This window comes from Muricoccus roseus, from assembly GCF_900141905.1.
Classification (GTDB): domain Bacteria; phylum Pseudomonadota; class Alphaproteobacteria; order Acetobacterales; family Acetobacteraceae; genus Roseomonas; species Roseomonas rosea.
Map to the genome: position 1 here is coordinate 84,929 of NZ_FQZF01000009.1, position 26,807 is coordinate 111,735.

Below are 26,807 nucleotides of genomic sequence, written 5' to 3' on the forward strand. Positions count from 1 at the left end.
GGTCAGGGTTGTTGACCTATGGGCCGTGCGCTCAATGCCCCGATGCCAGGCTCGCCCCCTCACGCTGATGCGTGCCCAGCCGCTCCACCATGGTGGCCGAAGCGGCGTTCAGCCCCGCCACCTCCACCGCGACGCCCTGGTGCCGCAGCTTCAGCACCACCCGGTCCAGCGCGCCGATGGCGGTGATGTCCCAGAAATGGGCGGCGCTCAGATCGATCACCACCCGCTCCACCCCTTCGCGGAAGTCGAAGGCGTCGTGGAAGGCGCTGGCCGTGGCGAAGAAGATCTGGCCGGTGACCCGGTAGGTGCGGGTGGTCCCCGCCTCGTCCAGCGCGGAGGAGACGGCGAAGGCGCGCGTCACCTTATGGGCGAAGAACAGCCCGCTCAGCAGCACCCCCACCAGCACGCCCTGGGCCAGGTTGTGGGTGGCCACCACCACGGCGACCGTGGCCAGCATGACGAAGCTGGACTGGCGGGGGTTGGTCACCAGCGCCCGCAGCGAGGCCCAGCGGAAGGTGCTGACCGAGACGAAGATCATCACGGCCACCAGCGCCGCCATCGGGATCAGCCGCACCCAGTCGCTCAGCACGAGGATGAGGAAGAGCAGGAACAGCCCGGCCCAGAGGGTAGACAGCCGCCCGCGCCCGCCGGAGGTCACGTTAATCACGGACTGGCCGATCATGGCGCAGCCCGCCATCCCGCCGAACAGCCCGGCGACGATATTGGCCAGGCCCTGGCCCCGGCATTCCCGGTTCTTGTCGCTGGCGGTGTCCGTCATCTCGTCAACGATGGCGGCCGTCATCAGCGATTCCAGCAGGCCGACCATGGCCAGCGTCGCGCTGTAGGGCAGGATGATCAGGAGCGTGTCCAGGGTCAGCGGCACGTTGGGCAGGAAGAAGCTGGGCAGCTCCGCCGGCAGCTCGCCCATGTCGCCGACCGAGCGCAGGTCCAGGCCCAGCGTCACGGCGATGGCCGTGCCGAGGACGATGGTGACCAGCGGCGCGGGAATCGCCTTGGTGAGGAGGGGCAGCAGGTAGATGACCGCGAGCCCGCCCGCGACCATGGCGTAGAAGACCGGGCCCGCGCCGTTGAACTCCGGCAGCTGCGCCATGAAGATGAGAATGGCCAGCGCGTTGACGAAGCCGGTGATGACCGAGCCCGAGACGAAGCGCATGAGGTCGCCCAGCCGGAGATACCCGGCCGCGATCTGCAGCAGGCCGGTCAGCAGGGTGGCGGCTAGCAGGTGGTCCAGCCCGTGCTGGCGCACGAGATCGACCATCACCAGCGCCATGGCGCCCGTCGCGGCCGAGATCATCGCCGGGCGGCCGCCCGCGATGGCGGTGACCACCGCGATGCAGAAGGAGGCATAGAGCCCGACCTTCGGATCCACTCCGGCGATGATGGAAAAGGCGATCGCCTCGGGGATCAGGGCCAGGGCGACGACGGTGCCGGCCAGCAGGTCACGGGTGATGTTCGGCGACCACTCGGAGAGGGCGCGTCGGGCAGCGGACATGAGGAATTCCAGAAGAGCAGGCCACCAGCAGGCAGGTCGGCGCGCGGGGCATTGAACGGATCGGCGGCGGCGGGTCGGGCCCAGGGCAGGTTCTGCCCGGGTTCCGCATGGTGTCAGGGGCGCGTGTTGCGCAGCGCGATCAGGATCCGGTTCACCCGGCCAAACTGGCAGAGCGGCTGCTGCGGCGCAACATGGGAATACCGGGACCCACCCCCGGCTCCATCAGGAGGCCGCCGCGGGCGCCGGCGCCAGACGGCCGCGATCCTCCGACGGGACCGGGCGCCCCTCGTTCCGCGGGTCCAGAAGCTCCGGCGGCACGGCGCGCAGCAGCTCGGCCAGTTGCCGCAGCAGCGGGGCCAGGGCGGAGGTCTTGCGCCAGAACAGGCCGATCTGGCGGCTGGGCTGGCTGTCCTCGAAGCGCAGCAGATGGAGCTTGTCGGCATGCGGGGCCATGCCGCGCGCGGCGAGGGCCGGCATCAGCGTCACGCCCAGCCCGGCCAGCACCATCTGCCGCAGCGTCTCCAGGCTGGTGGCGCGGAACTCCGACTGCTCCTGCGCGCCGGACAGCCCGCAAACCTCCAGCGCCTGGTCCCGCAGGCAGTGCCCGTCCTCCAGCAGCATCAGGTTCTGGCGCGACAGCTCCTCCAGCCGCAGGCTTTCCCGCGAGGCCAGCGGGTGATGCTTCGGCACGGCCAGCAGGAAGGGCTCCTCGAACAAGGGCTCGCCATGCAGGTTCGGGTCATGCACCGGCAGGGCGAGGATGGCCGCATCCAGCCGCCCCTCGCGCAGCCGCTCCAGCAGCTGGTCGCTCTTCTCCTCCGTCAGCAGCAGTTGCAACTGCGGGAAGCGGGCGCGGACCTGCGGCATCACCTCCGGCAGGAGATAGGGGCCGAGCGTGGGGAAGACCCCGAGCCGCGCCGTGCCCGCCTCCGGGCGGGACAGGCGCCGTGCGGCCTCGCGCATCCCGTCCATCTCGGTGAGAATCCGCCGCGCGCGGGCCACGGCATCCTGCCCGGCCGGGGTGGGCATCACCCTGCGAGGTGTCCGCTCGAACAGGGTGACGCCCAGCTCCTCCTCCAGCTTGCGGATCTGGGTGGAGAGGGTGGGCTGGCTGACCAGGCAGGCCTCGGCGGCGCGCCGGAAGTTCCGGTGCTCCGCCAGGGCGACAAGGTACTGCAGTTCACGAAGGTTCATGCGCGCTCCGTCCGGCGCTTCCCCGCCCCTGCCCGGCTGGGGCAGGGACAGGGGCGAGGGGCGCGGTCAGGCGGCCTTCGCTTCCAGGGCGGGCGCCTCGGCCGCCGCCGGGGCGGAGCTGCGGATGAGGTAGTCGAAGGCCGAGAGCGAGGCCTTCGCCCCCTCCCCCGCCGCGATGATGATCTGCTTGTAGGGCGTGGTCGTGCAGTCGCCGGCGGCGAAGACGCCGGGCAGCGAGGTCTGGCCATGGGCGTCCACGATGATCTCGCCGCGCGGGGAGAGATCGAGCGTGCCCTTCAGCCATTCCGTGTTCGGCAGCAGGCCGATCTGCACGAAGATGCCCTCCAGCCTGATCGTGTGGTGCTCGCCGGTCACGCGGTCCTCATAGGAGAGGCCGGTCACCTTCTGGCCGTCCCCCTTCACCTCGGTGGTGCGGGCGGAGACCAGGATCTTCACGTTCGGCAGGCTGCGCAGCTTGCGCTGCAGGACCTCGTCGGCCCGCAGCTTGGTGTCGAACTCGATCAGCATGACATGCTTCACGATGCCGGCGAGGTCGATCGCCGCCTCGACGCCGGAATTGCCGCCGCCGATCACCGCGACGTCCTTGCCCTTGAAGAGCGGGCCGTCGCAATGCGGGCAATAGGCCACGCCCTTGTTCTTGTAGATGTCCTCCCCCGGCACGCCCATGGAGCGCCAGCGCGCGCCGGTGGAGAGGATGACACTCCTCGCATGCAGCGTCGCGCCGCCCGCCATGCGGACCGAGATCATGCCCTTGTCGAGGTTCAGCTCCTCGGCGCGCTGGAGGTTCATGATCTTCACCTCGTTCTCGCGCACATGCGTCTCGAGCGCCTGGGCCAGCTTCGGCCCCTCGGTGTGCGGGACGGAGATGAAGTTCTCAATGCCCATGGTGTCGAGCACCTGGCCGCCGAAGCGCTCGGCCGCGACGCCGGTGCGGATGCCCTTGCGCGCGGCATAGACCGCGGCCGCCGCGCCGGCGGGGCCACCGCCGACGATCAGCACGTCGAAGGGCGCCTCGGCGGAGAGCTTCTTCGCCTCGCGCGCGGCGGCGCCGGTGTCGAGCTTGGCGACAATCTCCTCGACGCCCATGCGGCCCTGGCCGAAAACCTCGCCATTCAGATAAATGGTCGGCACGGACATCACCTGCCGCGCCTCGACCTCCTGCTGGAACACCGCGCCGTCGATCGCGACATGCTTGATGCCGGGGTTCAGCACGGCCATCAGGTTCAGCGCCTGCACCACCTCGGGGCAGTTCTGGCAGGACTGGGAGAAATAGGTCTCGAAGGTGAACTCGCCGTCCAGATCCTTGATCTGGTCGATCACGGCCTGCTCCAGCTTCGGCGGATGCCCGCCCACCTGCAGCAGCGCGAGAACGAGCGAGGTGAACTCGTGGCCCATGGGCAGGCCCGCGAAGCGCAGGCTGATGTCATGGCCCGGGCTGGTCAGCGCGAAGGAGGGAGCGCGCTCACCGTCCTCGCGATTCTCGACGACGGAGATCCTGGAGGAGACGGACTGCACGTCATGCAGCAGCGCCAGCATCTCCCTGGACTTCGGGCTGTCATTGACGGAGGCCGTGATCTGGATGGGACGGACCACGCGCTCCAGATAGGCCTTGAGCTGAGTCTTCAGGTTAGCATCCAGCACGAGCGATCTCCGGCTTGGCGACAGGGACGGGGAGGAGGGTGCCGCCCGCCCCGGAAGGGGCAGGCGGCGGCTCGAGGCTTCAGATCTTGCCGACGAGGTCGAGCGACGGGGCGAGGGTGGCCTCGCCTTCCTGCCACTTGGCCGGGCAGACCTCGCCCGGATGGGCGGCGACGTACTGGGCGGCGCGGAGCTTGCGGATCAGGTCCTCGGCGTTGCGGCCGATGCCCTCGGCGGTGATCTCGACGGCCTGGATCACGCCCTCGGGGTCCACGATGAAGGTGCCGCGGTCGGCCAGGCCCTGGCCTTCACGGAGCACCTGGAAATTGGTGCTGATCTCGTGGGTGGGGTCGGCCAGCATCGTGTACTGGATCTTGCCGATCGTCTCGGAGGCGTCGTGCCAGGCCTTGTGCACGAAATGCGTGTCGGTGGAGACGGAGTAGACCTCCACGTCCATCTTGCGCAGTTCCTCGTAGTGGTCGGCCACGTCGCCCAGCTCGGTCGGGCAGACGAAGGTGAAGTCGGCCGGGTAGAAGAAGAACACGGCCCAGCTGCCGAGAACGTCGTTCTCCGTCACCTCGATGAACTTGCCCTGCTTGTAGGCCTGGGCCTTGAACGGCTTGATCTTGGTGTTGACGAGAGACATGCGGGCTCCTTTGCCATGCGCCGCGGCGACCACGCGGCTTCGCGAGACCGGAAGTTAGTGCACCGCAGCAGATAAGCCAAATAGATAACTTTTCCTGCCCCAATAGACCTGCTCTATCATTCCGCCGGGCGAACTGCCTCGCAGCCCGTGAGAATCCCCGACCGCGCAACCGAAAATACGTCCGGACCGGGCCTTCTCTGGGTGGGGCCGCCCCCGTCTGCCCTCCCCCGCCCGGCTTCTCCCGGGCCCTCTTCTCCTGGATGGTCTGGCCCCAGACAAAAAAACGCCGCCAGGGTCCCCCCTGGCGGCGTTTCCGATTCGACAGTGATGCCGCCCCAGTTCAGGCCGCGATGGCCTTCACCATGGTCGAGCCCAGCGCCGCCGGGCTGTCTGCCACATGGATGCCGGCCGAACGCATGGCGTCCATCTTCGCCTCGGCCGTGTCCTTGCCGCCGGAGATGACGGCACCGGCATGGCCCATGCGGCGGCCCGGAGGGGCGGTCGCGCCGGCGATGAAGCCGACGACGGGCTTGTAGGTCTTGGAACCGGGCTTGTTCTCGCGGCCCAGGAACTCGGCCGCGATGATCTCGGACTGGCCGCCGATCTCGCCGATCATGACGATCTGCTTCGTCTCGGGGTCAGCCAGGAACATCTCCAGCACTTCCTGGAAGTCCGTGCCCTTCACCGGGTCGCCGCCGATACCGACGCAGGTGGACTGGCCGAGGCCGGCCGCCGTGGTCTGCGCCACCGCCTCATAGGTCAGCGTGCCCGAGCGGGAGACGATGCCGACCGAGCCACGCTTGTGGATATGGCCCGGCATGATGCCGATCTTGCAGGCTTCCGGCGTGATCACGCCCGGGCAGTTCGGCCCGATCAGGCGGGACTTGCTGCCGGAGAGAGCGCGCTTGACCTTCACCATGTCCAGCACCGGGATGCCCTCGGTGATGCAGATGATGAGGGGCACCTCGGCCGCGATCGCCTCCAGGATGGAGTCGGCCGCAAACGGCGGCGGCACGTAGATGACGGAGGCGTCGGCCCCGGTCTTCTCCACGCAATCCGCCACGGTGTCGAACACCGGCAGGCCGATATGGGTCTGGCCGCCCTTGCCCGGCGTCACGCCGCCCACATAGTTCGTGCCGTAGGCAATGCCCTGCTCGGCATGGAAGGTGCCCTGCGACCCAGTGAAGCCCTGGGTCATGACCTTCGTGTGCTTGTCGACGAGAATGGCCATGATCAGGCAGCCTTCTTCACGGCGGCGACAACCTTCTGCGCGGCGTCGGCCAGGTTGTCGGCGGGGATGATCGCCAGGCCGGATTCGGCCAGGATCTTCTTGCCCAGCTCGACGTTGGTGCCCTCGAGGCGGACGACCAGCGGCACGGAAAGCGAGAGGTTCTTGCTCGCCGCCACGATGCCCTCGGCAATCATGTCGCACTTGGCGATGCCGCCGAAGATGTTGACGAGGATCGCCTTGACGTTGCTGTCCGAGGTGATGATCCGGAACGCCTCGGTCACGCGCGCGGCATTCGCCGTGCCGCCGACATCGAGGAAGTTCGCGGGCGAGGAGCCGTAGAGCTTGATGATGTCCATCGTGGCCATCGCCAGGCCCGCGCCGTTCACCATGCACCCGATCTCGCCGTCCAGCGCGACGTAGTTCAGGTCGTTCTTGACCGCGTCCAGCTCCTTCGGGTCCATCTCCGTGTCGTCACGGAGCGCCTCGAGATCCTTGTGGCGGAAGAGCGCGTTGTCGTCGAAGGAGACCTTGGCGTCGAGCGCCACGATCTCGCCCGCGCCGGTCACGACCAGCGGGTTGATCTCGACGATCGCCATGTCGAGCGCCGTATAGGCCTCGTACATCGCGGTCACGAACTTCACGAAGGTGCCGACCTGCTTGCCCTCGAGGCCCAGCCCGAAGGCGAGCTTACGCGCGGCCCAGGGATAGAGGCCGGAGGCCGGGTCGATCGCGACCTTGAGGATCTTCTCGGGGTGGTTCTCGGCCACCTCCTCGATCTCCATGCCGCCCTCGGTCGAGGCCATCACGGTGATGCGGGACGTCTCGCGGTCGAGCAGGATGGAGAGGTACAGCTCGCGCTTGATGTCGCAGCCGGCCTCCACATAGACCTGGTTCACGACCTTGCCCTCGGGGCCGGTCTGCTTGGTCACCAGCGTGTGGCCGAGCATGGCCGCCGCCGCTTCCTTGGCCGCCTCGGGCTTGACGACGCGCACGCCGCCCTTGCCGTTCGGGTCGTCCTTGAAGCGCCCGGCACCGCGGCCGCCCGCATGGATCTGGCTCTTCACCACCACCACGGGCCCAGGCAGCTTCTTCGCCGCCGCCTCGGCTTCCTCGGGGGTCTTCGCCACGTAGCCGTCGAGCACTGCAACGCCGTAGCGCTTCAGCAGCTCCTTGCCCTGATATTCGTGGATGTTCATGCGGTCACCGCTTTCCTGATTCGGAAAGGGCCGGGGTTTCCCCCGGCCCGCTTCTCAGACGCCGAGGGCCTTGAAGTCCTCGACGAGCTTCTTCACCGCATCGCAGGACTTGTCGAAGGCGGCCTTCTCCTCGGCCGTGAACTCAACCTCGACGATGCGCTCCACGCCGCCCGCGCCGATCACCACGGGCACGCCGACATAGAAGTCGCGCAGCCCGTACTCGCCGTTCAGCATCACGGCGCAGGGCAGGACGCGCTTCTTGTCCTTCAGGTAGCTCTCGGCCATCGCGATGGCGGAGGCGGCCGGGGCGTAGAAGGCGGAGCCCTTCTCGAGCAGCTTCACGATCTCGCCGCCGCCATTGGCGGTACGGTTGACGATCGCGTCGATCTTCTCCTGCGTCGTCCAGCCCATCTTGATAAGGTCCGGCACCGGGATGCCGGCGACGGTGGAATAGCGCGTCAGCGGCACCATCGTGTCGCCATGGCCGCCCAGCACGAAGGCCGTCACGTCCTCGACCGAGACGTTGAACTCCTGCGCGAGGAAGAGGCGGAAGCGGGCGCTGTCCAGCACGCCGGCCATGCCGACCACCTTGTGCGCCGGCAGGCCGGACTTCTGCTGCAGGGCCCACACCATCACGTCGAGCGGGTTGGTGATGCAGATGACGAAGGCGTCGGGCGCGTACTGCTTGATGCCCTCGGCCACCTGGCCCATCACGCCGGCATTCTTCGTCAGCAGGTCGTCGCGGCTCATGCCCGGCATGCGCGGGAAGCCGGCGGTGACGATGATGACATCGGCGCCCGCGATGGCGGAGTAGTCGGAACCACCCGTCATGTGGCTATCAAAGTCATCGACGGGGCTGGACTGCATGATGTCCAGCGCCTTGCCGGCGGCAACGCCCCCGAACACGTCGAAGAGCACGACATCGCCGAGCTCCTTCAGGCCGATCAGGTGGGCGAGCGTGCCGCCGATATTGCCGGCGCCGATGAGGGCGATCTTCTTGCGGGCCATGGGGGGTCCTTGCCAGAGGGCTCTAGAGCTTGGGCGATCGTTCAGCCTTACCGCTTGCGGCAAGTGCGAAGGGACGCGCCGTGGATTAGCCGGGGTTGGCGCCCCCGGCAAGGCGGGGGTGCCGCGCACCCCGTTCCTTCCTTCGCGGACAGGGCCGCCCCACCCCCGCGGGCGGCCCCGCCACGGCTACTTGCCGGAAACCTTCAGCAGTTCCTGCAGGAGGCGGTTCGTCTCGGCCTGGGCCTTCACCATCTCGGCCACATGATGGACCAGCTCCGCCATCATGGACTCGGTGGTTCTTACCGGCGCCTGGGCCATACCGCTCGCTCCCTCAATTGGTGCGAACATAATTTCATGGCCAGAAAAGGGCCGCAATCAGCCCCGGAAGGTAAAAAGAGCGCACCCGCCGGCCCGCGCGCGAAGTGCTTCGCGGGATACAACATAGGTTAATGCCGCTCCGCCGGGAGAGGCCTGGGCGGCCGGGCGGTGATCCCGCCGGCCGCCCGAAGCATCACATCGGCATGCAGCGGAAGGTGTCGGAATGGCCGCGGGCGAGCACGGCCATGGTGCCGGACGGGCAGTCCATCTGCTCGCCATCGGCGGCGGGCAGGCCGGCATGCCACACGCCGGACCGCCCCTCGGAGCGGCCCTGGGCCCGAGCCGGCTTCCCGGCCTTGCCGCCGCGCCCGGGCAGCGAAGCCGCCGCCGCCGGGGCGGAGAACAGGCTCACCATCCGCAGGCCCGGGCGCCCGCTCTGCGCGGCGGCCTGGCGGCGGTCGGCGGCACGCACCGCGTCGCGACGACCGCCGGCGCGGGCCTGCAGCCGGCCGGAGCGGCTGGCGACCACCTGGCGCGCCGAACCGCGCGCGGCGGTGCGGACCGTGGCGCGGCCGGCCCGCTCCACGCGGGCGGAGCGGCTGGACGGCGCGATGGCGACAGGGCGGCGCGAGGCCGTCAACGCCGGGCGCGCGCTGCTGCGCGCGGGCGCGGCAACGCGGGCGGCCTTGCCCGAGGAACGTGCCTCGGCGCGCCGCCCCCCGGCGGCATCGGCCGGGTGGGCGGCGGCAAGCGCCACGATCGCGGCGGCCGCGATGGCGAAGGAACGCAGCATGTCAAATCTCCCCCAAGACCCAGCCCCGGATCCCCACCTGGCGCCCTGCCCCCTCAGGCCAGCGCCAAGCCAATCCGGTGCCGGGCTACGTCATGTCAAATGCGGCAGGGCCAGGTAGTCCTGGCTCTGCATTTCCATGAGGCGGGAGGCGGTGCGCTGGAATATCGCCGCCCCCTCCCCCTTCTCGTAGAGCTGGTCGGGCTCGGCCTCGGCCGAGGCGACCAGCTTGCAACGGTGCTCATAGAGCGTGTCGATGAGCGTCACGAAGCGGCGGGCCCGGTCGAAATTTTCCGGCCCCAACCGTGGCACGCCGTCCAGCACGAGCGTGTGGAAATGGGTGGCGATGGCGAGGTAGTCGGCCGCGCCGAGGAAGGCGCCGCACAGCGCCTCGAAATCGGCGCGGGCCACCCCACGATGCGCCTGCGGCACCTCGACCTTGCGGCCGAGCACCGAAAGCGAGCAGGGCGCGCCATGGGCGACGCCCGAGAGCTCGACAAAGGCCGCGTCGAGCGCGCGGGTGGCGCGGCCGTTCACCGGGCTGTGCCATGTCGGCAGGCCGCGAATCCGGTCGCGCCGGTAATCCTGAAGGGATTCGAGGTGCAGCACCTCCAACCGCTTCTGGATCATGGCGATGAAGGGCAGGAAGGCGTCGCGCCCCGGCTTGCCCTTGAACAGGTCGGCCGGCGCGGTGTTGGAGGTGGCCACCACCACCACGCCGCGGGCGAAGAGGGCCTCGAAGAGGCGGCCGAGGATCATGGCATCGGTGATGTCATGCACCTGGAACTCGTCGAAGCAGAGCAGCGCCGCCTCGGCCACGATGCTGTCCGCCAGCGGCGGGATCGGGTCGCTCGCATCGCCATGGGTGCGGCGATACTCATGGATGCGCCGGTGGCACTTCTGCATGAAGGCGTGGAAGTGCTCGCGCTTCTTCCGCGGTACGTCCGCCGTCTCGAAGAAGAGGTCCATGAGCATGGACTTCCCCCGCCCCACCTCGCCGACGAGGTACAGGCCGAGCGGCGGGCCGTCCGGCTGCTCGTCCACGGGCTTGCGGCGGAAGAAGCGGGCGAGAAGCCCCGGCTCCTCCTTATTGGGCTCGGGCTTCGGATCATAGCCGCGCAGGCGGCGCCACAGGTCCTGCAGCGTCTCCGCCGCGCGCTCCTGGGCAGGGTCCGCGCGCAATCCGCCCGCCGCCACACGCGTGCGGTAGAGAGGAAGCGGGCCCTGCGACACATCCGGCGAAACGGCCGGGGCGAGGGCTGGTGCGGGCGTGGTGCCGTCCATCGGCCGCCGGTCTAGCCCGGTTCACAGCCCGCTCGCAACTTCGCGAACCGTGTTTTCTCAACCACCCTGTTGCACAAATGTCTTGAAGACCCTGCTTCAGTGAAGGTCGCCAAGGGGTTGAGAGCATTGAAGGAAAATTGAAACGTAACGACCGGAGCGCTCCCTTCCGAGCGGGCCCGCAGGGGCCTGGACGTCAGTCCGCCGTGATGCCAGCGGCCCGGATCACCGGTGCCCAGCGCGCGCTTTCCGCGGCGATGAAGCGGCGGAACTCCTCCCCCGGCATCGGATAGGGCACGGCCCCTTCCCGCTCCAGGCTCACCACCAGATCCGGCGTCCCGAGGCTGCCGAGGATCGCCTCCTCCATCCGTGCCCGGATCGGCTCCGGCGTGCCATTCGGGACAAGGATCCCGTACCAGGCCGTCACGCGGTAGCCAGGCAGCGTCTCGGCCACCGTCGGCACCTCCGGCATGGAGGCGACCCGCCGGTCCCCGGTCACCGCCAGGGCACGCAGCGCGCCGCCCGCGACCAGCCCCGCCACCGAGGGGAGCGTGCTGATCATCATCGGAATGTGCCCGGCCGCCACATCGGTCAGCCCCGGCGCCGCCCCGCGGAAGGGCACATGCGTCGCCTCCAACCCGGCCTGCTGCAGCAGCAGCGCCATGGCCAGATGCCCCGCCGCGCCATTGCCGGGCGAGGCATAGGTCATCTGCCCCTTCTTCGCCCGGGCCTCCTCGATCAGGGCGGCGAGGGTGCCGGCCTGCGTCCCCGGCCCGGCCACGAGCACCAGCGGGGTTTCCGCCACCATCGCCACCGGGTCCAGCGCGGTCTGCGGGTTCACCTTCAGGTTCCGGCCGAACAGGGTGGGGTTCACCGTGATGGGGCCCTGGTTGCCCATCAGCAGGGTCAGGCCGTCCGGCCGGGCGCCCGCCACCAGCTCAGTGGCCAGGTTCCCGCCCGCGCCGGGGCGGTTCTCCACCACCACGGGTTGGCCGAGCGCGGCATTCAGCCGGGCGCCCAGGGCGCGCGCCACCGCATCCGTGCCGCCGCCGGGCGTGTAGGGGAGAACCAGGCGGAGCGGACGATCGGGCCACCCCGCCGGGACCTGGCCAAGGGCCGGGGCGGCCGGCGCGGCCGCCGCGATGGCCAGCAGGAGAGAGCGGCGCGACGGGAGCATGGGAGTCCTTCCTGGCTGTTCCTCGGCCGCCAGCATGGGGTGGAAGACCATGGGAAAGGCAAGTGCGCCCAGGCCGGCCGGGGCTAATCGCCCCATTCCAGCGGAACATAGAGCTGCCCGCCCTCGCGGAATTTCCGCGCCATGGCCTCCATGCCCTCCTTCTGAGCCTCGGCCCGGATGTCGTGGGAGATGCGCATCGAGCAGAACTTCGGGCCGCACATCGAGCAGAAATGCGCGGTCTTGTGCGCCTCCTTCGGCAGCGTCTCGTCATGGAAGCTGCGCGCCGTGTCTGGGTCCAGAGAGAGGTTGAACTGATCCTCCCAGCGGAACTCGAAGCGGGCGCGGGACAGGGCGTCGTCGCGGAGGCGCGCGGCCGGGTGCCCCTTGGCGAGGTCGGCAGCATGGGCCGCGATCTTGTAGGTGATGACGCCCGTCTTCACGTCATTCCGGTCGGGCAGGCCCAGATGCTCCTTCGGTGTGACGTAGCAGAGCATGGCCGTTCCGAACCATCCGATCATCGCGGCGCCGATGCCGGAGGTGATGTGGTCGTAGCCCGGCGCGATATCGGTCGTCAGCGGCCCGAGAGTGTAGAAGGGCGCCTCCCCACAGACCGCCAGCTGCTTGTCCATATTGGCTTTGATCTTGTGCATCGGCACATGGCCCGGGCCCTCGATCATCACCTGGCAGTCCTTCGCCCAGGCAATCTTCGTCAGCTCGCCCAGCGTCTCCAGCTCCGCGAATTGCGCGGCGTCGTTGGCATCCGCGATGGAACCGGGCCGCAGCCCGTCGCCGAGGGAGAAGGAGACGTCATAGGCGCGGAGGATGTCGCAGATCTCCTCGAAATGCTCGTAGAGGAAGCTCTCGCGGTGATGGTGCAGGCACCACTTCGCCATGATGGAGCCGCCACGGGAGACGATGCCCGTCACGCGGCTCGCGCTCAGTGGCACATGGGCGAGGCGCACGCCGGCATGGATGGTGAAGTAGTCCACCCCCTGCTCCGCCTGCTCGATCAGCGTGTCCCGGAACACCTCCCAGCTGAGGTCCTCGGCGATGCCGCCCACCTTCTCCAGTGCCTGGTAGAGCGGCACGGTGCCGATGGGGATGGGCGCGTTGCGGATGATCCAATCGCGGATGTTGTGGATGTTGCGGCCGGTGGAGAGGTCCATCACCGTGTCCGCGCCCCAGCGGATCGCCCAGACCATCTTCTCCACCTCCTCCGCCATGGAGGATGTGACGGCGGAGTTGCCGATGTTGGCGTTGATCTTCACCAGGAAGTTGCGGCCGATCGCCATCGGCTCCAGCTCGGGGTGGTTGATGTTGGCGGGGATGATGGCGCGGCCGCGCGCCACCTCCTCCCGCACGAATTCCGGCGTGACGAAATCTGGGATGGCGGCGCCGAAATCCTCGCCGTCCCGCTCCAGCTTCGCCCGGATTTCGGCACGTCCCAGGTTCTCCCGGATCGCGACGTATTCCATCTCCGGCGTGACGATTCCCGCGCGGGCATAGGCGAGCTGCGTCACCGCGCGCCCGGCCTTCGCGCGCAGCGGCCGGTGCTGCACGGGGAAGGCCGGGGTGAGATGGCTGCCGGAGACGAAGCCGTTATCCTCCGGCCTCACCGCGCGCCCCTCGCCCTCCTCCACATCGCCCCGCGCCTCGATCCAGGAGCGGCGCAGGCGCGGCAGGCCGCGTTCGATAGCGATCTCGGCGGTGGGGTCGGTGTAGGGGCCAGAGGAATCATAGACGGTGACAGGCGGCTCGCCCGCGCTGGGATGCAGCGCGATCTCGCGCATCGGCACGCGGATATCCGGGTGCAGCACCCCCGGCCGGAACACCTTGGTGGAGGCGGGCAGCGGCCCGGTGGTGACCTGCGGCACGCCGGGCCGCGTGGTGGTTTCGATGGACATGCGCCAGAGCTCCTTCGCCTTCGCGATGGACCCAGCGCTGGACTGCAAAGATGGAAGGTTGCCGCACGGAATCCCGGCAGGGATCTCCTTCAGGCAGCCGCACCGTCCCTACGCCAGCATGAACTGGATCAGGTTCATCGGGTCACGGCGCTGCCTCTCGGCCAGCCGTATCTCAGCCCCTTGACGGGACCCCCCGGGTGAGGCGCCCAGCCTCGGCCCGGCGGCGGCGGATTGTCAACGTTCCAATCGGGCTACAGCCCGGCGCCCCCATCCAGCGCGATCGCCTGCCCCGTCACATTCCCGGCAGCGGCGGAAAGGAGATAGGCCGCCATGGCCGCTACCTCCTCCGGCGCCGTGATGCGCCGGGTCGGCGTGCCCGAAGCGGCCTCCTCCCGCGTCATGCCCAGCTCCCCCCAGCGGGCCCGGGCCATCTCCGTCTCGACCCATCCCGGGCAGAGGGCGTTCACGGTGATTCCGCGCGGGGCGAGGCGCAGCGCCAGCGCGCGCATCAGCCCGATCACCCCGTGCTTGGCGGCGGAATAGGCCACCTGGTCCGGCACGGCGCGCAGGCCGAGCACGGAGGAGAGGAACACGATCCGCCCCTCCCCATCCGGCAGCAGCCTCGCCGCCCCTTCCGCGCAGCGCCAGGCGCCGTCGAGATTGGAGGCGATGATGCGGCGCCAGTGCTCCTCATCCGCCTCGGGCGGATCGCCGCCGGCCACGCCCGCCGCCAGGATGGCCGCCCGCAGCGGGCCCGCCTGCGCGAAGAGGGCGCGCACGGAAGCCGCATCGGTCACGTCGCAGGCAAGGAAGCGCACGCCCTCCGGCAGCGCCCCCTCCGGCGCGCGGCGTGCCGCCGCGAGCACCGGCACCCCCTGCCCCGCCAGCAGCCGCGCGCAGGCCAGCCCGATGCCGCGCGTGCCTCCCGTGACGAGAACGGCGCTCACGCCGCCGTCGTCCCGCCATCCACGGGCATGACGATGCCCGTCACGAAGCTCGCATGGTCCGACAGAAGGAAGGCCACCACCGCCGCGACCTCGCGCGGATGCGCGAAGCGCCGCTGCGGCACCGCCTCCGTATAGGCCGCCTCGGAGGCGGGCCGCGACGGATCGCGCGCCGCCAGATCCGCGATCACCGCGCGCAGCATCGGCGTGTCCGTGCTGCCCGGCGCGATGGCGTTGAAGCGCACCCCCTGGGACGCGAAATCGAGCGCCGCCGAGCGCGTCATCTGCGCCAGCGCCGCCTTGGAAGCGCCATAGGCCGCGCTGGCCGGCTTGCCGATCAACGCCTGGTCGGAGGCGATATTCACCACCGCGCCCCCCTGCTTTAGCAAATGCGGCAGCGCCGCCTGCATCACCGCGAAGGGCGCCAGCCAGTTCACGCGCATGATCCGCTCGGCCTCGTGCAGCGGCGTGTCCAGCAGCGTGCCGATCATCGTGTCGCCGGCATTGTTCACCAGCAGCTCGATCCCGCCCATGCGCGCCGCCGCCGCTTCCACCGCCGGCGCGATGGAAGCGGTGTCGAGCAGGTCGTGCTCCGGCCGGTCCAGCCCCTCCACGACGGCGCCGGAGGCCTCCAGCACCGCCACTATGGCGGCGCCGATCCCGCCCCGATGCCCGGTGACGAGGGCGCGCTTGCCCGCGAGCCCCGTTTGCGCGATCCCGGTCAGCGGGGCGGGCACGGCATCCATCAGGCCCAGAGCCCCTTGGCCGCCAGCCAGTCCTGCACCAGCGCCGCCACCTCGTCGCCGTTGCGGTCCATCATCACCATGTGGCTGTTCCCCTTGATGCCTCGCTCGGGCAGGTCCACCACATCCACCGTGCCGCCCGCGGCGCGCACCGCCTCAGCAAAGCGGATGCCATTGGCGCGGATGGTGGGCCAGCGCGCATCCTGCGCGATGTAGTCGCCATAGATCATCAGCACCGGCACGTCCTTCAGCGCCGCCACCTTGGCCGGGTCGCCCACCGTCGCCGGCTCCACCAGCACCAGGGCGCGCACCTTGTCCGCCCGCTCCTGCGCGGCGCGCCAGCCGAACAGCCCGGCCTGGCTGTGCGCCATCACCACGCTCGGGCCCACCCGGTCCAGCAGGGCAAGATAGGCGTCCAGCGTCAGCGCATCGGTGGTGGTGAAGCGCGGCACGCATTGGCGCACGAAGTTCCGGTAGCTCGCGTCATCCGCCGGGAACTGGTTGCCCGGCAGGGTGGTCTTGCGCGCATAGGAACCGGGGCCGTCACCGATACGGAACCGCTCATAGGGATTGTCCAGAGTGAGGAACACAGGCTGCCCGCCCGTGGCCTCCGGCAGCATCGTCCAGCCGGACCGCCCGCGCTCCACGGCGTCCGAGACATAGACCGGCCAGCCGCGCCGGAGGAAGAAGTGCTGCCAGCCCTCGCGCCCGTCCGGCGTGTTCTCCCAGGTCACGCCGGTCAGCCCGCCGCCATGCCACATCAGCAAGGGAAAGCGGCCGCGCGCCGGCTCGGGAACCATGTACTGCGCGTACATCCCGCCGATCAGATAGGTACCGTTCGGGTCCACCTTCGCCGGCACGCCGCCGGGGGAGAACAGAACCTCCCGCACCGGCTGGCCGGAAACCACATGCTCCTTCCCGCCGACATGGAATGAACCCCAGTCGGCCAAGGTCACCGGCCGCTTCGCCGTGGCAGGCGCCGGCTGGGCCTCGCCCGCCCTGGGCACGGCCGCGGCAGCGGCCGTCAGCGTGGCGGCACGCAGGAAATCTCGTCTCATGGCTGGCCGTCCTTCCCCTGCGGGGGCGGCCTTTGCTGGCCATCCTCCGGTGGAAGGAGGATGCCGCAGGCTTGGGGGGTACGCCACCTGGGGTGACGGTCTGTCCCGGGGAGAGGAAGAAGGAATTCTTCCTCTCCCCGGACCCCTCACCATCATCTTCTTTTAAAAGTTTGGAATCACTGGGCTGACGGTGCGCCTCGGGTCATGGACCCGAGGCGACTCCCAGCGCAGGAAGGACACCCGCAACCCGAGACCCCTTCGATCCGGGGTATCCACGGCAGTCAAACGGGGTTCCAAGGGCCTCAAGCCCTTGGCGGGTCGAGGGCAGAGCCCTCCGTCTAATCCTGCCCGGGCTTCAAGCCCGCGCCAGCGCCCCCGCCCGTTCCCGCCGCAATGAGGGCCAGGCGAGCAGCACCGCCGCCACCGGGAAGGCCGCGGCGAAGAGGGGCACGGCGGCCAGCCCTGGCCCGTGATCGATCACCAGCCCGCCCGCCCAGGCGCCCAGCGCGTTGCCGAGGTTGAAGGCCGCGATATTGAGGCTGGAGGCGAGGCTTTGCCCCGCGCCGGTCGCCCGTTCCAGCACCCAGATCTGCAGCGGCGCCACGGTGGCGAAGCCGGTCGCGCCCAGCAGGCCGACGGAGAGGATGGCGAGGATGCCGTTGCCCATCACCAGGCCCATCCCCAGCAGCACCAGCGCCAGCGCGCCCATGGAACCGAGCAGGGCGAGGGAGAGGTTCCGGTCCGCCAGCTTGCCGCCCAGGATGTTCCCCACCACCAGCCCGCCGCCGAAGACGAGCAGGATGGGCGAGACCGCCGCATCGGCGAAGCCGCTGATCCGGGTGAGGATCGGCGCGATATAGGTGAACACGGCGAAGACGCCGGCGAAGCCGAACACCGTGGTCAGCAGCGCGACGATCACCGGGCCGCGCGCCATGGCGCGCAGGTCGGCCCGCCAGTCCCCCGCCTCGGGCGCTGCCTTGTCGCGCGGCACCAGCAGGGCGATGACGGCGAGCGCAACGAGGCCCACCAGCGTCACCGCCCAGAAGGTGGCGCGCCAGCCCATGTGCTGGCCCAGCCAGGTGCCGAAGGGCACGCCGAGGATGTTCGCCACGGTCAGCCCGGTGAACATGGTGGCGATGGCCGAGGCCCGCCGGTCCGGCGCCACGAGCCCGGTGGCCACCACCGCGCCGACGCCGAAGAAGGTGCCATGGGCGAAGGCCGTCAGCACGCGGGCGGCCATCAGCAGCCCATAGCTGGGCGCGAGGGCGCAGGCGGCGTTGCCGATGGTGAACACGACCATCAAACCGATCAGCGCCGCCTTGCGCGGCCAGCGCGCCGTGAAGGCGGTGAGCACCGGCGCGCCGAGCACGACGCCGAGCGCATAGCCGGAGATGAGGAGGCCCGCCGAGGCAAGGGAGACGCCGAGATCGGCGCCCACCTCGATCAGCAGGCCCATGATGACGAATTCGGTGACGCCGATGCCGAAGGCACCGACCGTCAGCGCATAGAGAGCAAGTGGCATGGGAGAGGTCCCGATCCCTGAAGGGGGGTTTCGCGTTGCGGCGAAGATGGACCGCCCCGGGATCGTGAATTAGCCTGCAGGCTGGCACAGCAGCTGTGAACCGGCAGCACATCCGGCAGGAGGGAGCGCATGGAGGTCAACCGCTCCGGCGAGATGGAGGTCTTCGTCCGGGTGGTGGAGCTCGGCGGCTTCTCGGCCGCCGCGCGCGCCCTGCGGATGACGCCCTCGGCCGTGAGCAAGCTGATCGGGCGGCTGGAGGCCCGGCTTGGCGCCCGCCTCGTCCAGCGCTCCACCCGCAAGCTGCAACTGACCCCGGAGGGGAGCGGCTTCTACGAGCGCGCCACGCGGCTCCTGGCCGATCTGGACGAGGCCGAGGGGCTGGTGGCCGCCGGGGAACGGCCGGCCGGGCGTGTCCGGATCAGCCTCAGCAGCGCTTATGGGGTGCATGTCCTCACCCCGCTCATCCCCGAATTCCTGGCCCGCCACCCCGCCATCAGCCTGGACCTGATGCAGACGGATACGGTGATCGACCTGATGCAGGAGCGCACGGATGTCGGCATCCGGGCGGGGCCGCTGCGCAGCTCGGGCCTCATGGCGCGCAAGCTCGGCGCCACGCGGATGGTGATCGTCGGCGCCCCCGCCTACCTCGCCCGCGCCGGCGAGCCGGGCGAGCCGGCGGCGCTGGAGGGGCATGAACGGCTGGGCTTCAACTATGCCCGGGCGCAGGAAGGCTGGCCGCTGCTGCGGGACGGGCAGATCGTCACCCTGCCCGTGACCGGCCGGGTGCAGGCCAATGACGGGGATGCGCTGCGCCAGCTCGCCGTGGCCGGTGCCGGGCTGGCGCGGCTGGCGCTCTTCGTCGTGGCGGCCGACATCGCCGCCGGCCGGCTGCGCCCGGTGCTGGAGGCGCACAATCCCGGCGATTTGGAGGAATTCCACGCCGTCTATCTCGGCGGCGGGGGGAGGCTGCCCGCCCGGGTGCGGGCGGTGCTCGACTTCCTGGCGGAGAGGGCACGCCTCCCCGCCTTCGCGGCGCAGGGCCTCTCCCCGGACCGGCCCCACGGCCCCATCTAGCGGAACGGCATGACGATTTCCCCGAAGATCCCCCGTGCGGCCCTCGTCACCGGCGGCGCGAAGCGCATCGGCCGCGCGATCGCCCTTGCCCTGGCGGAAGCCGGCTTCGACCTGGCCATCCACCACCGGGACAGTCCGGAGGAGGCGGAGGAGGTGGCCGGGCGCGCCCGGGCCCTGGGCCGCCGCGCCACCCTCCTGCGGGCGGACCTCGCCCGTGAGGCGGAGGTCGAGTCCCTCATCCCGGATGCCACGGCCAAGCTCGGCCCGATCGGCGTCCTGGTGAACAACGCCTCCCGTTTCGAGCGGGACGAATGGGACAACGCCACCCGCGAGAGCTGGGACCGGCACATGGAGCCCAATCTCCGGGCGCCTTTCGTGCTCACCCAGGCCATGGCCCTCGCCCTGCCCGAGGAGGCGGAGGGCGCGGTGGTGAACATGCTGGACCAGCGCGTGCTCTCCCTCACCCCGCATTTCGTCAGCTACACCGTGACAAAGGCGGCTCTCTGGGCCCTCACCCAGTCCATGGCGCTGGCGCTGGCGCCCCGGATCCGGGTGAACGGGATCGGCCCCGGCCCCACGGTGGCGAGCACGCGCCAGACCGAGGCGCAGTTCCGCGCGCAATGCGAAAGCACCCCCCTCCGCCACGGCTCCAGCCCGGAGGAGGTGGCCCAGGGCGTCATGGCCATCCTTTCCCTCCCGGCCATGACGGGGCAGATGATCGCCCTGGATGGGGGGCAGCACCTGCAATGGTCCCCGCCGCGCGGTCATGGGGGACCGGAAGAATGAATGCCTATGTTCCGGATGCCCGGCGCGCCCGTCGCCGCGTCTTCGTGCGGGACCTGACCGTCCAGGCACGGCTGGGAATCTACCCGAAGGAGGAGGCCGCGCCGCAGCGCGTGGTCATCGGGATCGAGATGCTGGTGGAGGACGAATCCGCCCCCTCCGGCGTCGGGCCGGACCGGCTGGACCGGGTGGTGGACTATGCCGCGGCGGCCGAACGCGCCCGCCAGGTGGCCACCAGCGGCCACACCCGCCTGGCCGAGACGCTCGCCGAGCGGATCGCCCTGGCCTGCCTGGAGGACCACCGGGTGGAGGCGGTGCGGGTGACGGTGGAGAAGCCCGACATCATGCCCGGCGTGGGCGCCGTCGGCGTTAGCGTGGAGCGCCGCCGTGACGCCTGATTGTCACGATTCGTGGCCTGTCAACGCCCTCGCGCCGCTGTGAGATGGATTCATCCCCTGCGCTCCGGAGAGGGTCAGGGGGGCTGGCGGAACTGGGCTGGAAGGTCAATGTGAACGAAGCATGAAAGCCCACCGGCAGTTGAAGAAGCACAAAAACAATAACTTAGGTTGTTGCACAAATTTTGGGCGGGCGCGTCGGGAGGCCTGATCCGCCTCTATCGAGCGATGAATCCCACGCCTCCATCCACAAGCTTATCCACAGCTTTCGGGGACAACCGCCAAGGCGGTCAGGAAACCCAACGGAAACAAGCCTGATGGCCTTCTCCCACGAGCAGACCACCCCGAAGGCCCCCATGGAGGGGCGCGAGGTGATCGAGACCGCCCTCGCCACCCTGCCCTTCTCGCCGGGCGTCTACCGCATGCTCGATGCCAAGGGAGACGCCCTCTATGTCGGCAAGGCGCGCAGCCTGAAGAAGCGGGTCTATGCCTACACCCAGGTCCATAAGCTGCCGGACCGGCTGAAGCGCATGGTCTTCGAGACGCGCCACCTGGAGGTGATCACCACGGCGTCCGAGGCCGAGGCGCTGCTGCTGGAGGCCAACCTGATCAAGCGGCTCCGGCCGCGCTACAACATCGTCTTGCGGGACGATAAGTCCTATCCGTGGCTCGTGATCACGGAAGATCATCCGTACCCGCAGATCGCCAAGCACAGGGGTGAGCGCCGGAAGGGCGCCTCCTACTGGGGCCCCTTCGCCAGCGCCTGGGCGGTGAACCAGACGCTGACCGCCCTGCAGCGCGTCTTCCTGCTGCGCTCCTGCCGGGACACGGTGTTCGACAACCGCTCCCGCCCCTGCCTGCTGCACCAGATCCGCCGCTGCTCCGCCCCCTGCGTCGAGCGTGTCTCGAAGGAGGAGTATGGCGAGCTGGTGAAGGAGGCGACGCAGTTCCTCTCCGGCGAGACGCCCTCCATCCAGAAGCGCCTGGCCAAGGAGATGGAGGAGGCGGCCGAACGGCTGGAATTCGAACGCGCGGCCGCCATCCGGGACCGGATCCGGGGCCTGACCCATGTGCAGGGCCGGGACCGCATCAACCTGGATGGCGTCGGCGACGCCGATGTGGTGGCGCTGCACCAGGCAGCGGGCCAGGCCTGCGTCCAGGTCTTCTTCTTCCGCGGTGGCCGCAACAACGGCAACCGGCCCTTCTTCCTCTCGGGCATCCGCGCCGATGCGGAGCCGGCGGAGGTGATCACCGCCTTCCTCGGCCAGCTCTATGACGACCTGCCGCCCCCGCCCCTGGTCCTCGTCTCCCACGACCTGCCCGAGGCGGCGCTGGTGGCCGAGGCGCTGGCGCTGCGGGCCGACCGCAAGGTGGAGGTCCACGCACCGAAGCGCGGCGAGAAGCGCGCGGCGGTGGAGCACGCCCAGACCAATGCGCGCGAGGCGCTGGAGCGCAAGCTGGCCGAGGGCGCGGCCCAGGGCGAGCTGCTGCAGGGCGTGGCGAAGCTCTTCGACCTGCCCTCCACCCCGGAGCGGATCGAGATCTACGACAACTCCCATATCCAGGGCAGCAATGCCTATGGCGTGATGGTGGTCGCGGGCCCCTCGGGCTTCCTGAAGAACGCCTACCGCAAGTTCTCCATCCGCGGGGAAGGCGCCGGCGCCGCGAAGGGCCGCAAGGGCACGGATACCGGCCCCGCCCCGGCGGACGCCACCGGGGTGGAGCCGCTGGCGCAGGAGGATGTGCAGGCGCTGGCGCATGACGCCGCCGGCCGCACCGCCCTGAAATCCACCGGCGGACGACCCGGCATGTCCGGGGGCGACGACTTCGCCATGATGCGGGAGGTGTTCGAGCGCCGCTTCGGCCGCGCCCTGAAGGAGGACCCGGAGCGCGAGAGCGGCACCTGGCCCGACCTGGTGCTAATCGATGGCGGCCTCGGCCAGCTCAACGCCGCGCGGGAGATCCTGACGGAAATGGGCATCCATGACGTGCCGCTGGTCGCCGTCGCCAAGGGCCCGGACCGGGATGCCGGGCGCGAGTGGTTCCACCGCACCGGCCACGAACCGATCCAGCTGCCGCCGCGCGACCCCGTCCTCTACTATCTCCAGCGCCTGCGGGACGAGGCGCACCGCTTCGCCATCACCACCCACCGCGCCGGCCGTTCCAAATCCCTGGTGAAGAGCGAGCTGGACGACATTCCCGGCGTGGGCACCGCCATCAAGCGGGCCCTGCTGAACCATTTCGGCTCGGCCCGGGGGGTGCGGAACGCGGCGCTGGAGGACCTGCGGAACGGGCCGGGGATCGGCCCGGCGGTGGCCAAGCGGGTCTATGAGCACTTCCACCCCGGCACCACCGGCCCGGTGGAAGCGGTGAAGCCGCGCGGGCGCCGCGGCAAGGCGGTGACCGCCATCGCGGAGGCGCCCGACCCGGTGGAGAACCCGGTGCCGGAAGAGCCTGAGCCCCCCTCCCCGCCCCCCGCGCCCGACGCGCTGGGGCATGAGGCCGAAGGTTAATCCTGCCCCGCGTTCCCCGCGGCCACATTCTGGGCTAGGGGAAGCCCTGAGGAGACGCGGATGCCGACCGACCTGCCGAACCTGCTGACGCTCTCCCGCATCGCGGCGATCCCGCTGCTGGTGGCGTTGATGTTCCTGCGCACCCCAGTGGGCGACATCCTCTCCTGCGCCGTCTTCTCGGCGGCGGCGGTGACAGATTACTTCGACGGCAAGATCGCCCGCGAACGCGGCTCCTTCTCCGCCTTCGGGCGGATGCTGGACCCGATCGCGGACAAGCTGCTCGTCGGCGCCGCCCTCATGCTGCTGGCCGGAATGGACCGACTCTCGCCGCTCGGCCTGCTTCCGGCGATCGTCATCCTGCTGCGGGAGATCCTGGTCTCGGGCCTGCGGGAATACCTGGCGGGAATCCGGATCGGGCTGCCCGTCACCCGCCTGGCGAAGTGGAAGACCGGCTTCCAGATGGGCTCCATCGGCACCATCATCGCGGGGGATAGCGGCGCCTCGGCCATCGGGCTGGGCTTCCTGCCGGTCTCCTGGCTCGGCGAGGCGGGGCTCTGGGTGGCCGCCGCCCTCACCCTGCTGACGGGCTGGGACTACATGACAGCCGGAATGCGCCACGCCGCGGCGGAGGATCTGGCCCGCGAGGGCTCGCGCGAGGGTCGCCGGGCCGGGTAGCGGAACGCCCGGGTAGCGAGACCGGGTAGCAAGACGGGGCTCCCGCGCGCATCTTGCGCCGCAGCGACTCACCGACTTCACGGAAGGCCCGCACCATCCGGGCCGATCGGAAAGGGACTTCGACTATGGACCGCCTTCGTCCGGGTATGAGAGGCCGGCTGTTTGCCAGCCTGCCGCTGGCCCTCCTGCTCGGCGGCTGCTTCGGCGACATCGACATGGCCCCCTTCGGCCGCACCGACCCGCTCGGCGCGCCGGACAGCCTGACCGTGCGCCGGGTCATGGGCACGCCGGCCGAGGTGCCGCCCCTGGCGCCCGAGCCCGGCAATGTCTGGCCCGCCCAGGAAGCGCCGCGCGCCACCCTCCAGAACCCCGATGCTGCCACCGTCCCACCCCAGGAGCGGAGCCGCTCCGAGGGGCTGGAGCGGGCGCGCCAGCAGCGGGGAACATCCCCCGACGTCTACCTGCCCAACAGCACCGCGCCCGGCCAGGGCGCGCCGCCGGAGGCCGCGCCCAACCCGCGCGCCCCCGCGCCGGGCACCCGCCGCCGGATCGGCAGCTCCGAGGCGCTGCCGCCGCTCGACCCGCCGCCTCTGCCCCGTGCCGGCGTGCCCCGCGGCGCCCCGCCCACCCCGCCGGAGCGGCGCGTGGACGGCCAGGTGCTGCCGGTGCCCGGCGGCCCGCCGGCCGTGATCACCGGCGGCGGCGGCAACATCCAGACCTACACCCAGCCGGGCGTGGGCACGGGCACGGCCATCCGCCAGGGCGGCACCACCACCCTCATCGGGCCGGATGGCAGCACCCAGGTGGTGCCCACCCCTTGATCCGGGTCCTCTACTTCGCCTGGCTGCGCCAGCGTTCCGGCATCGGGGAGGAGGAGGTCTCCCCCCCGGAGGAGGTGCGCGACGTGGCCGGGCTCATGCGCTGGCTCGCCGCGCGCTCCCCCGGCCATGCCGCGGCCTTCGCCGACCCGGCGCAGGTGCGGACGGCGGTGAACCAGGATTTCTGCGGCCCCGACCACCCGGTGAAGCCCGGGGACGAGGTGGCCTTCTTCCCGCCCGTGACCGGGGGCTGAGCCATGGGCGTGACCCCGACCATCCGCGTGCAGGACAGCCCCTTCGACCTCGCGGCCGAGACGGCGGCACTTTCGGCCGGGCGCGTGGATGTCGGCGGCATCGCCAGCTTCCTCGGCCTCTGCCGTGCCGATGACGGGCTGCAGGCCCTGGTGCTGGAGCACTATCCCGGCATGACCGAGCGGGCGATCGCCCGCATCGTCGAACAGGCCTGCGCGCGCTGGCCGCTCACCGGCTGCACCGTCATCCACCGCCACGGCCGCATCCTGCCGGGCGAGGGCATCGTCCTCGTCCTCACGGCCAGCCGGCACCGCGTGGCTGCGCTGGAGGCCTGCGCCTTCCTGATCGACTGGCTGAAGACCGGGGCGCCCTTCTGGAAGCGCGAGGAATTCGCCGGCGGCGCGGAACGCTGGGTGGAGGCCCGGCACGAGGACGAGGCGCGCACGCGGGAATGGGGCTGAAACCCCTGGCTCCGGTTCTCGCTTCGGTCCTGGTGGGCGGGCTGATGCTCGCCTGGCCCGCCTTCCTCGCGGGCTATCCGCTGCTGTTCAGCGACAGCGGGGCCTTCCTGCACCAGACGCTCGGCCCGCTGATGCTCTGGGACAAGCCCTGGATCTACGGGCCGGCCGCCTTCCTCTTCCACTGGCACAGCACCCTCTGGCCCGTGGTGGTGGCCCAGGGCGTCATGGTCTCCCACCTCCTCTGGCTCGCGCTGCGCGCCTTCGGCGGCGGCACCACCCCGGCGCGCCATCTGCTGCTCTGCGGCCTGCTGGCGGCGCTGACAGCCCTACCCTTCACCGTGGCGCTGGTGATGCCGGATGTCTTCACCCCCGCCGTGCTCCTCTGCGCGCTGCTGCTGGGATTCGGCCGCGCCGCCCTTTCGCGCGGAGAAGCGGCCTGGCTTTGCGTGCTGGGCGCGGTGGGCACGGCCGCGCATCTCTCGCACCTGCCCCTGATGGGCGCCCTCGTCGTCGTCTCGCTGCTCGCGGGGTGGCGCGCCGCGGCGCGGGTGGCCGTGCCGGTGGCCGGGGCGGTGGCGCTGCTGCTGGTCACCAACCTGCTGGGCCATGGGCGCCTCTCCCTCTCTCCCCATGGCGCCACCTTCATGATGGCGCGGCTGGTGGCGAACGGCCCCGGGCTGAACACCATCGACGCCGCCTGCCCCGAAGCGGGATGGGCGCTCTGCGCCTTCAAGGGACCGGGCCTCGACCCCTATGGCCCGCGCGCCTGCATCTATCGCCGCTGCCCGCGCGACCTGCTGCCGAGCGACATCTTCCTCTGGGATCCCGCCAGCCCCATCAACCGAAACGAGACCGGCCGCCCGCGCGACTTCGGCGGGCGCGCCCTTTCCGGCGAGGCCCGCGAGATCGTCCGTGCGACGATCGCGCGGGAACCGCTCGCCGTCGCCCTGGACGCGGCGCGGGACACCCTCACCCAGCTCATCTTCCGCAACCGCGTCGGCGACACGCTGGAGCGGCGCCATATCGGCGAGGGCGTGCTCGGCCATGTCCAGGCCTTCGGGCCGGAGGAAGCCGCGCGCTTCCAGGCCGGCGCCCACTGGCGTGGTGACATGCCGGCCCTCGTGGCCCCTCTCCTCTGGGTGCAGGAACCCGTGCTGCTGCTGGGCGCCATCGCCCTCGCCATCCTCGGCTGGCGGGGACGGCGGAACCGCCTGGTCCTGGGCCTCGCCCTCGGCATCGCCACCGGCCTCCTGGCGAATGCCTTCGCGACCGGCGCGCTGAGCGGGCCGCATGACCGCTACGGCGCGCGGGTGGCCTGGCTGATGGTGGCCGGGGCCTTCCTGCTCGCAAGCCGCGCGGGTTCTGGGGTCGATCGGCGGGGGGTTTGAACCGGGGCTTTTTCTTGGGCTAGGGGTCTGTCCCGGGGAGAGGAAGAAGGAATTCTTCCTCTCCCCGGACCCCTCACCATCATCTTTTTCTTCGAGTTTGGAATCACCAGGGCTGACGGTGCGCCTGAGGTCGATGACCTCGGGCGACCGCAAACGCAGGACAAAGCACCAGCGACCAGAGACCCCGCCGGTCAACGGTATCCACGGCAGTCCGATGGGGTTCCAAGGGCCTCAGGCCCTTGGCGGGTGAAGGGCGGAGCCCTT

Annotated in this window: 24 protein-coding genes, 1 pseudogene and 1 riboswitch; of the genes and pseudogenes, 9 read left to right on the forward strand and 16 right to left on the reverse strand. The window is 70.3% G+C overall.

Annotated features, from left to right (window positions below):
• Positions 1 to 31 precede the first annotated feature (31 nt).
• The 16 genes from BUB97_RS09280 to BUB97_RS09350 all read right to left on the reverse strand — a co-directional run bounded on the left by BUB97_RS09280 (position 32) and on the right by BUB97_RS09350 (position 18,184).
• Positions 32 to 1,513, reverse strand: coding sequence for a SulP family inorganic anion transporter (locus BUB97_RS09280; protein WP_073133915.1), 1,482 nt, complete (start codon positions 1,511 to 1,513; stop codon positions 32 to 34).
• A 222-nt stretch (positions 1,514 to 1,735) separates the two neighbouring features.
• Positions 1,736 to 2,707, reverse strand: a complete 972-nt coding sequence (locus BUB97_RS09285; protein ID WP_073133917.1) for a LysR substrate-binding domain-containing protein — start codon at positions 2,705 to 2,707, stop codon at positions 1,736 to 1,738.
• A gap of 66 nt (positions 2,708 to 2,773) precedes the next feature.
• On the reverse strand, positions 2,774 to 4,369 hold the full coding sequence (ahpF, locus tag BUB97_RS09290; protein WP_073133919.1) for an alkyl hydroperoxide reductase subunit F: 1,596 nt from the start codon (positions 4,367 to 4,369) through the stop codon (positions 2,774 to 2,776).
• A 79-nt stretch (positions 4,370 to 4,448) separates the two neighbouring features.
• Positions 4,449 to 5,012, reverse strand: coding sequence for an alkyl hydroperoxide reductase subunit C (gene ahpC, locus BUB97_RS09295; protein ID WP_073133921.1), 564 nt, complete (start codon positions 5,010 to 5,012; stop codon positions 4,449 to 4,451).
• A gap of 340 nt (positions 5,013 to 5,352) precedes the next feature.
• Positions 5,353 to 6,243 carry a succinate--CoA ligase subunit alpha gene (sucD, locus tag BUB97_RS09300; RefSeq protein ID WP_073133923.1) on the reverse strand — a complete coding sequence of 297 codons (891 nt, stop codon included), beginning with the start codon at positions 6,241 to 6,243 and terminating at the stop codon, positions 5,353 to 5,355.
• A gap of 2 nt (positions 6,244 to 6,245) precedes the next feature.
• Positions 6,246 to 7,439: an ADP-forming succinate--CoA ligase subunit beta gene (gene sucC / locus BUB97_RS09305; protein WP_073133925.1), complete on the reverse strand. Its 1,194-nt coding sequence runs from the start codon at positions 7,437 to 7,439 to the stop codon at positions 6,246 to 6,248.
• 54 nt (positions 7,440 to 7,493) lie between these two features.
• Positions 7,494 to 8,447: a malate dehydrogenase gene (gene mdh / locus BUB97_RS09310; RefSeq protein WP_073133927.1), complete on the reverse strand. Its 954-nt coding sequence runs from the start codon at positions 8,445 to 8,447 to the stop codon at positions 7,494 to 7,496.
• A gap of 186 nt (positions 8,448 to 8,633) precedes the next feature.
• Positions 8,634 to 8,765, reverse strand: coding sequence for a hypothetical protein (locus BUB97_RS27225; RefSeq protein WP_277614026.1), 132 nt, complete (start codon positions 8,763 to 8,765; stop codon positions 8,634 to 8,636).
• A gap of 193 nt (positions 8,766 to 8,958) precedes the next feature.
• Positions 8,959 to 9,558 carry a hypothetical protein gene (locus tag BUB97_RS09315; protein WP_073133929.1) on the reverse strand — a complete coding sequence of 200 codons (600 nt, stop codon included), beginning with the start codon at positions 9,556 to 9,558 and terminating at the stop codon, positions 8,959 to 8,961.
• 90 nt (positions 9,559 to 9,648) lie between these two features.
• Complete coding sequence (gene zapE / locus BUB97_RS09320; protein WP_073133931.1) at positions 9,649 to 10,839, reverse strand: cell division protein ZapE; 1,191 nt, start codon at positions 10,837 to 10,839, stop codon at positions 9,649 to 9,651.
• 193 nt (positions 10,840 to 11,032) lie between these two features.
• Positions 11,033 to 12,013, reverse strand: coding sequence for a Bug family tripartite tricarboxylate transporter substrate binding protein (locus BUB97_RS09325; protein ID WP_073133933.1), 981 nt, complete (start codon positions 12,011 to 12,013; stop codon positions 11,033 to 11,035).
• An 83-nt stretch (positions 12,014 to 12,096) separates the two neighbouring features.
• A complete protein-coding gene (gene thiC, locus BUB97_RS09330; protein ID WP_073133935.1) occupies positions 12,097 to 13,917 on the reverse strand; it encodes a phosphomethylpyrimidine synthase ThiC in 1,821 nt (606 codons plus the stop codon).
• Positions 13,918 to 14,004: 87 nt separating this feature from the next.
• Positions 14,005 to 14,123, reverse strand: a riboswitch (TPP riboswitch).
• 45 nt (positions 14,124 to 14,168) lie between these two features.
• Positions 14,169 to 14,864, reverse strand: coding sequence for an SDR family NAD(P)-dependent oxidoreductase (locus tag BUB97_RS09335; RefSeq protein ID WP_073133937.1), 696 nt, complete (start codon positions 14,862 to 14,864; stop codon positions 14,169 to 14,171).
• Positions 14,861 to 15,607, reverse strand: coding sequence for an SDR family NAD(P)-dependent oxidoreductase (locus tag BUB97_RS09340; protein ID WP_073133939.1), 747 nt, complete (start codon positions 15,605 to 15,607; stop codon positions 14,861 to 14,863). Before BUB97_RS09340 ends, BUB97_RS09335 begins: the two co-directional genes overlap by 4 nt.
• Entirely contained in the window at positions 15,607 to 16,662 is a 1,056-nt protein-coding gene (locus BUB97_RS09345) for an alpha/beta hydrolase (RefSeq protein ID WP_073133941.1), read from the reverse strand. The genes BUB97_RS09340 and BUB97_RS09345 overlap by 1 nt, the downstream gene beginning before the upstream one ends.
• A 355-nt stretch (positions 16,663 to 17,017) precedes the next feature.
• The gene (locus BUB97_RS09350) at positions 17,018 to 18,184 is read right to left on the reverse strand and encodes an MFS transporter (protein WP_073133943.1); all 1,167 of its coding nucleotides are present in this window, start codon (positions 18,182 to 18,184) and stop codon (positions 17,018 to 17,020) included.
• 129 nt (positions 18,185 to 18,313) lie between these two features.
• Between BUB97_RS09350 and BUB97_RS09355 the strand changes: the two genes are divergently transcribed.
• The 9 genes and pseudogenes from BUB97_RS09355 (at position 18,314) to BUB97_RS09395 (ending at position 26,543) form a co-directional block, all read left to right on the forward strand.
• Positions 18,314 to 19,258, forward strand: a complete 945-nt coding sequence (locus tag BUB97_RS09355; RefSeq protein WP_073133945.1) for a LysR family transcriptional regulator — start codon at positions 18,314 to 18,316, stop codon at positions 19,256 to 19,258.
• 9 nt (positions 19,259 to 19,267) lie between these two features.
• A complete protein-coding gene (locus BUB97_RS09360) occupies positions 19,268 to 20,044 on the forward strand; it encodes an SDR family oxidoreductase (RefSeq protein ID WP_073133947.1) in 777 nt (258 codons plus the stop codon).
• On the forward strand, positions 20,041 to 20,439 hold the full coding sequence (gene folB / locus BUB97_RS09365) for a dihydroneopterin aldolase (RefSeq protein WP_073133951.1): 399 nt from the start codon (positions 20,041 to 20,043) through the stop codon (positions 20,437 to 20,439). The genes BUB97_RS09360 and folB overlap by 4 nt, the downstream gene beginning before the upstream one ends.
• A 314-nt stretch (positions 20,440 to 20,753) precedes the next feature.
• Positions 20,754 to 22,790: pseudogene (gene uvrC, locus BUB97_RS09370) on the forward strand (excinuclease ABC subunit UvrC); the annotation flags it as partial.
• Between the two features lie 219 nt (positions 22,791 to 23,009).
• On the forward strand, positions 23,010 to 23,624 hold the full coding sequence (pgsA, locus tag BUB97_RS09375) for a CDP-diacylglycerol--glycerol-3-phosphate 3-phosphatidyltransferase (protein ID WP_073133953.1): 615 nt from the start codon (positions 23,010 to 23,012) through the stop codon (positions 23,622 to 23,624).
• 146 nt (positions 23,625 to 23,770) lie between these two features.
• Positions 23,771 to 24,445, forward strand: a complete 675-nt coding sequence (locus tag BUB97_RS09380) for a hypothetical protein (RefSeq protein WP_073133955.1) — start codon at positions 23,771 to 23,773, stop codon at positions 24,443 to 24,445.
• Positions 24,442 to 24,696, forward strand: coding sequence for a molybdopterin converting factor subunit 1 (gene moaD, locus BUB97_RS09385; protein WP_456306331.1), 255 nt, complete (start codon positions 24,442 to 24,444; stop codon positions 24,694 to 24,696). Before BUB97_RS09380 ends, moaD begins: the two co-directional genes overlap by 4 nt.
• Before the next feature lie 9 nt (positions 24,697 to 24,705).
• Entirely contained in the window at positions 24,706 to 25,155 is a 450-nt protein-coding gene (locus tag BUB97_RS09390) for a molybdenum cofactor biosynthesis protein MoaE (protein ID WP_245818255.1), read from the forward strand.
• A complete protein-coding gene (locus BUB97_RS09395; RefSeq protein ID WP_245818256.1) occupies positions 25,146 to 26,543 on the forward strand; it encodes a hypothetical protein in 1,398 nt (465 codons plus the stop codon). The genes BUB97_RS09390 and BUB97_RS09395 overlap by 10 nt, the downstream gene beginning before the upstream one ends.
• The last annotated feature ends 264 nt before the right edge of the window (positions 26,544 to 26,807 follow it).

Bases quoted from the DNA above. Each gene is read 5' to 3' on its own strand.
- BUB97_RS09280 (WP_073133915.1), bottom strand. From the start codon at position 1,513: ATGTCCGCTGCCCGACGCGCCCTCTCCGAGTGGTCGCCGAACATCACC.
- BUB97_RS09285 (WP_073133917.1), bottom strand. From the start codon at position 2,707: ATGAACCTTCGTGAACTGCAGTACCTTGTCGCCCTGGCGGAGCACCGG.
- ahpC (WP_073133921.1), bottom strand. From the start codon at position 5,012: ATGTCTCTCGTCAACACCAAGATCAAGCCGTTCAAGGCCCAGGCCTAC.
- sucD (WP_073133923.1), bottom strand. From the start codon at position 6,243: ATGGCCATTCTCGTCGACAAGCACACGAAGGTCATGACCCAGGGCTTC.
- sucC (WP_073133925.1), bottom strand. From the start codon at position 7,439: ATGAACATCCACGAATATCAGGGCAAGGAGCTGCTGAAGCGCTACGGC.
- mdh (WP_073133927.1), bottom strand. From the start codon at position 8,447: ATGGCCCGCAAGAAGATCGCCCTCATCGGCGCCGGCAATATCGGCGGC.
- BUB97_RS27225 (WP_277614026.1), bottom strand. From the start codon at position 8,765: ATGGCCCAGGCGCCGGTAAGAACCACCGAGTCCATGATGGCGGAGCTG.
- BUB97_RS09315 (WP_073133929.1), bottom strand. From the start codon at position 9,558: ATGCTGCGTTCCTTCGCCATCGCGGCCGCCGCGATCGTGGCGCTTGCC.
- zapE (WP_073133931.1), bottom strand. From the start codon at position 10,839: ATGGACGGCACCACGCCCGCACCAGCCCTCGCCCCGGCCGTTTCGCCG.
- BUB97_RS09325 (WP_073133933.1), bottom strand. From the start codon at position 12,013: ATGCTCCCGTCGCGCCGCTCTCTCCTGCTGGCCATCGCGGCGGCCGCG.
- thiC (WP_073133935.1), bottom strand. From the start codon at position 13,917: ATGTCCATCGAAACCACCACGCGGCCCGGCGTGCCGCAGGTCACCACC.
- BUB97_RS09340 (WP_073133939.1), bottom strand. From the start codon at position 15,607: ATGGATGCCGTGCCCGCCCCGCTGACCGGGATCGCGCAAACGGGGCTC.
- BUB97_RS09345 (WP_073133941.1), bottom strand. From the start codon at position 16,662: ATGAGACGAGATTTCCTGCGTGCCGCCACGCTGACGGCCGCTGCCGCG.
- BUB97_RS09350 (WP_073133943.1), bottom strand. From the start codon at position 18,184: ATGCCACTTGCTCTCTATGCGCTGACGGTCGGTGCCTTCGGCATCGGC.
- BUB97_RS09355 (WP_073133945.1), top strand. From the start codon at position 18,314: ATGGAGGTCAACCGCTCCGGCGAGATGGAGGTCTTCGTCCGGGTGGTG.
- BUB97_RS09360 (WP_073133947.1), top strand. From the start codon at position 19,268: ATGACGATTTCCCCGAAGATCCCCCGTGCGGCCCTCGTCACCGGCGGC.
- folB (WP_073133951.1), top strand. From the start codon at position 20,041: ATGAATGCCTATGTTCCGGATGCCCGGCGCGCCCGTCGCCGCGTCTTC.
- pgsA (WP_073133953.1), top strand. From the start codon at position 23,010: ATGCCGACCGACCTGCCGAACCTGCTGACGCTCTCCCGCATCGCGGCG.
- BUB97_RS09380 (WP_073133955.1), top strand. From the start codon at position 23,771: ATGAGAGGCCGGCTGTTTGCCAGCCTGCCGCTGGCCCTCCTGCTCGGC.
- BUB97_RS09395 (WP_245818256.1), top strand. From the start codon at position 25,146: ATGGGGCTGAAACCCCTGGCTCCGGTTCTCGCTTCGGTCCTGGTGGGC.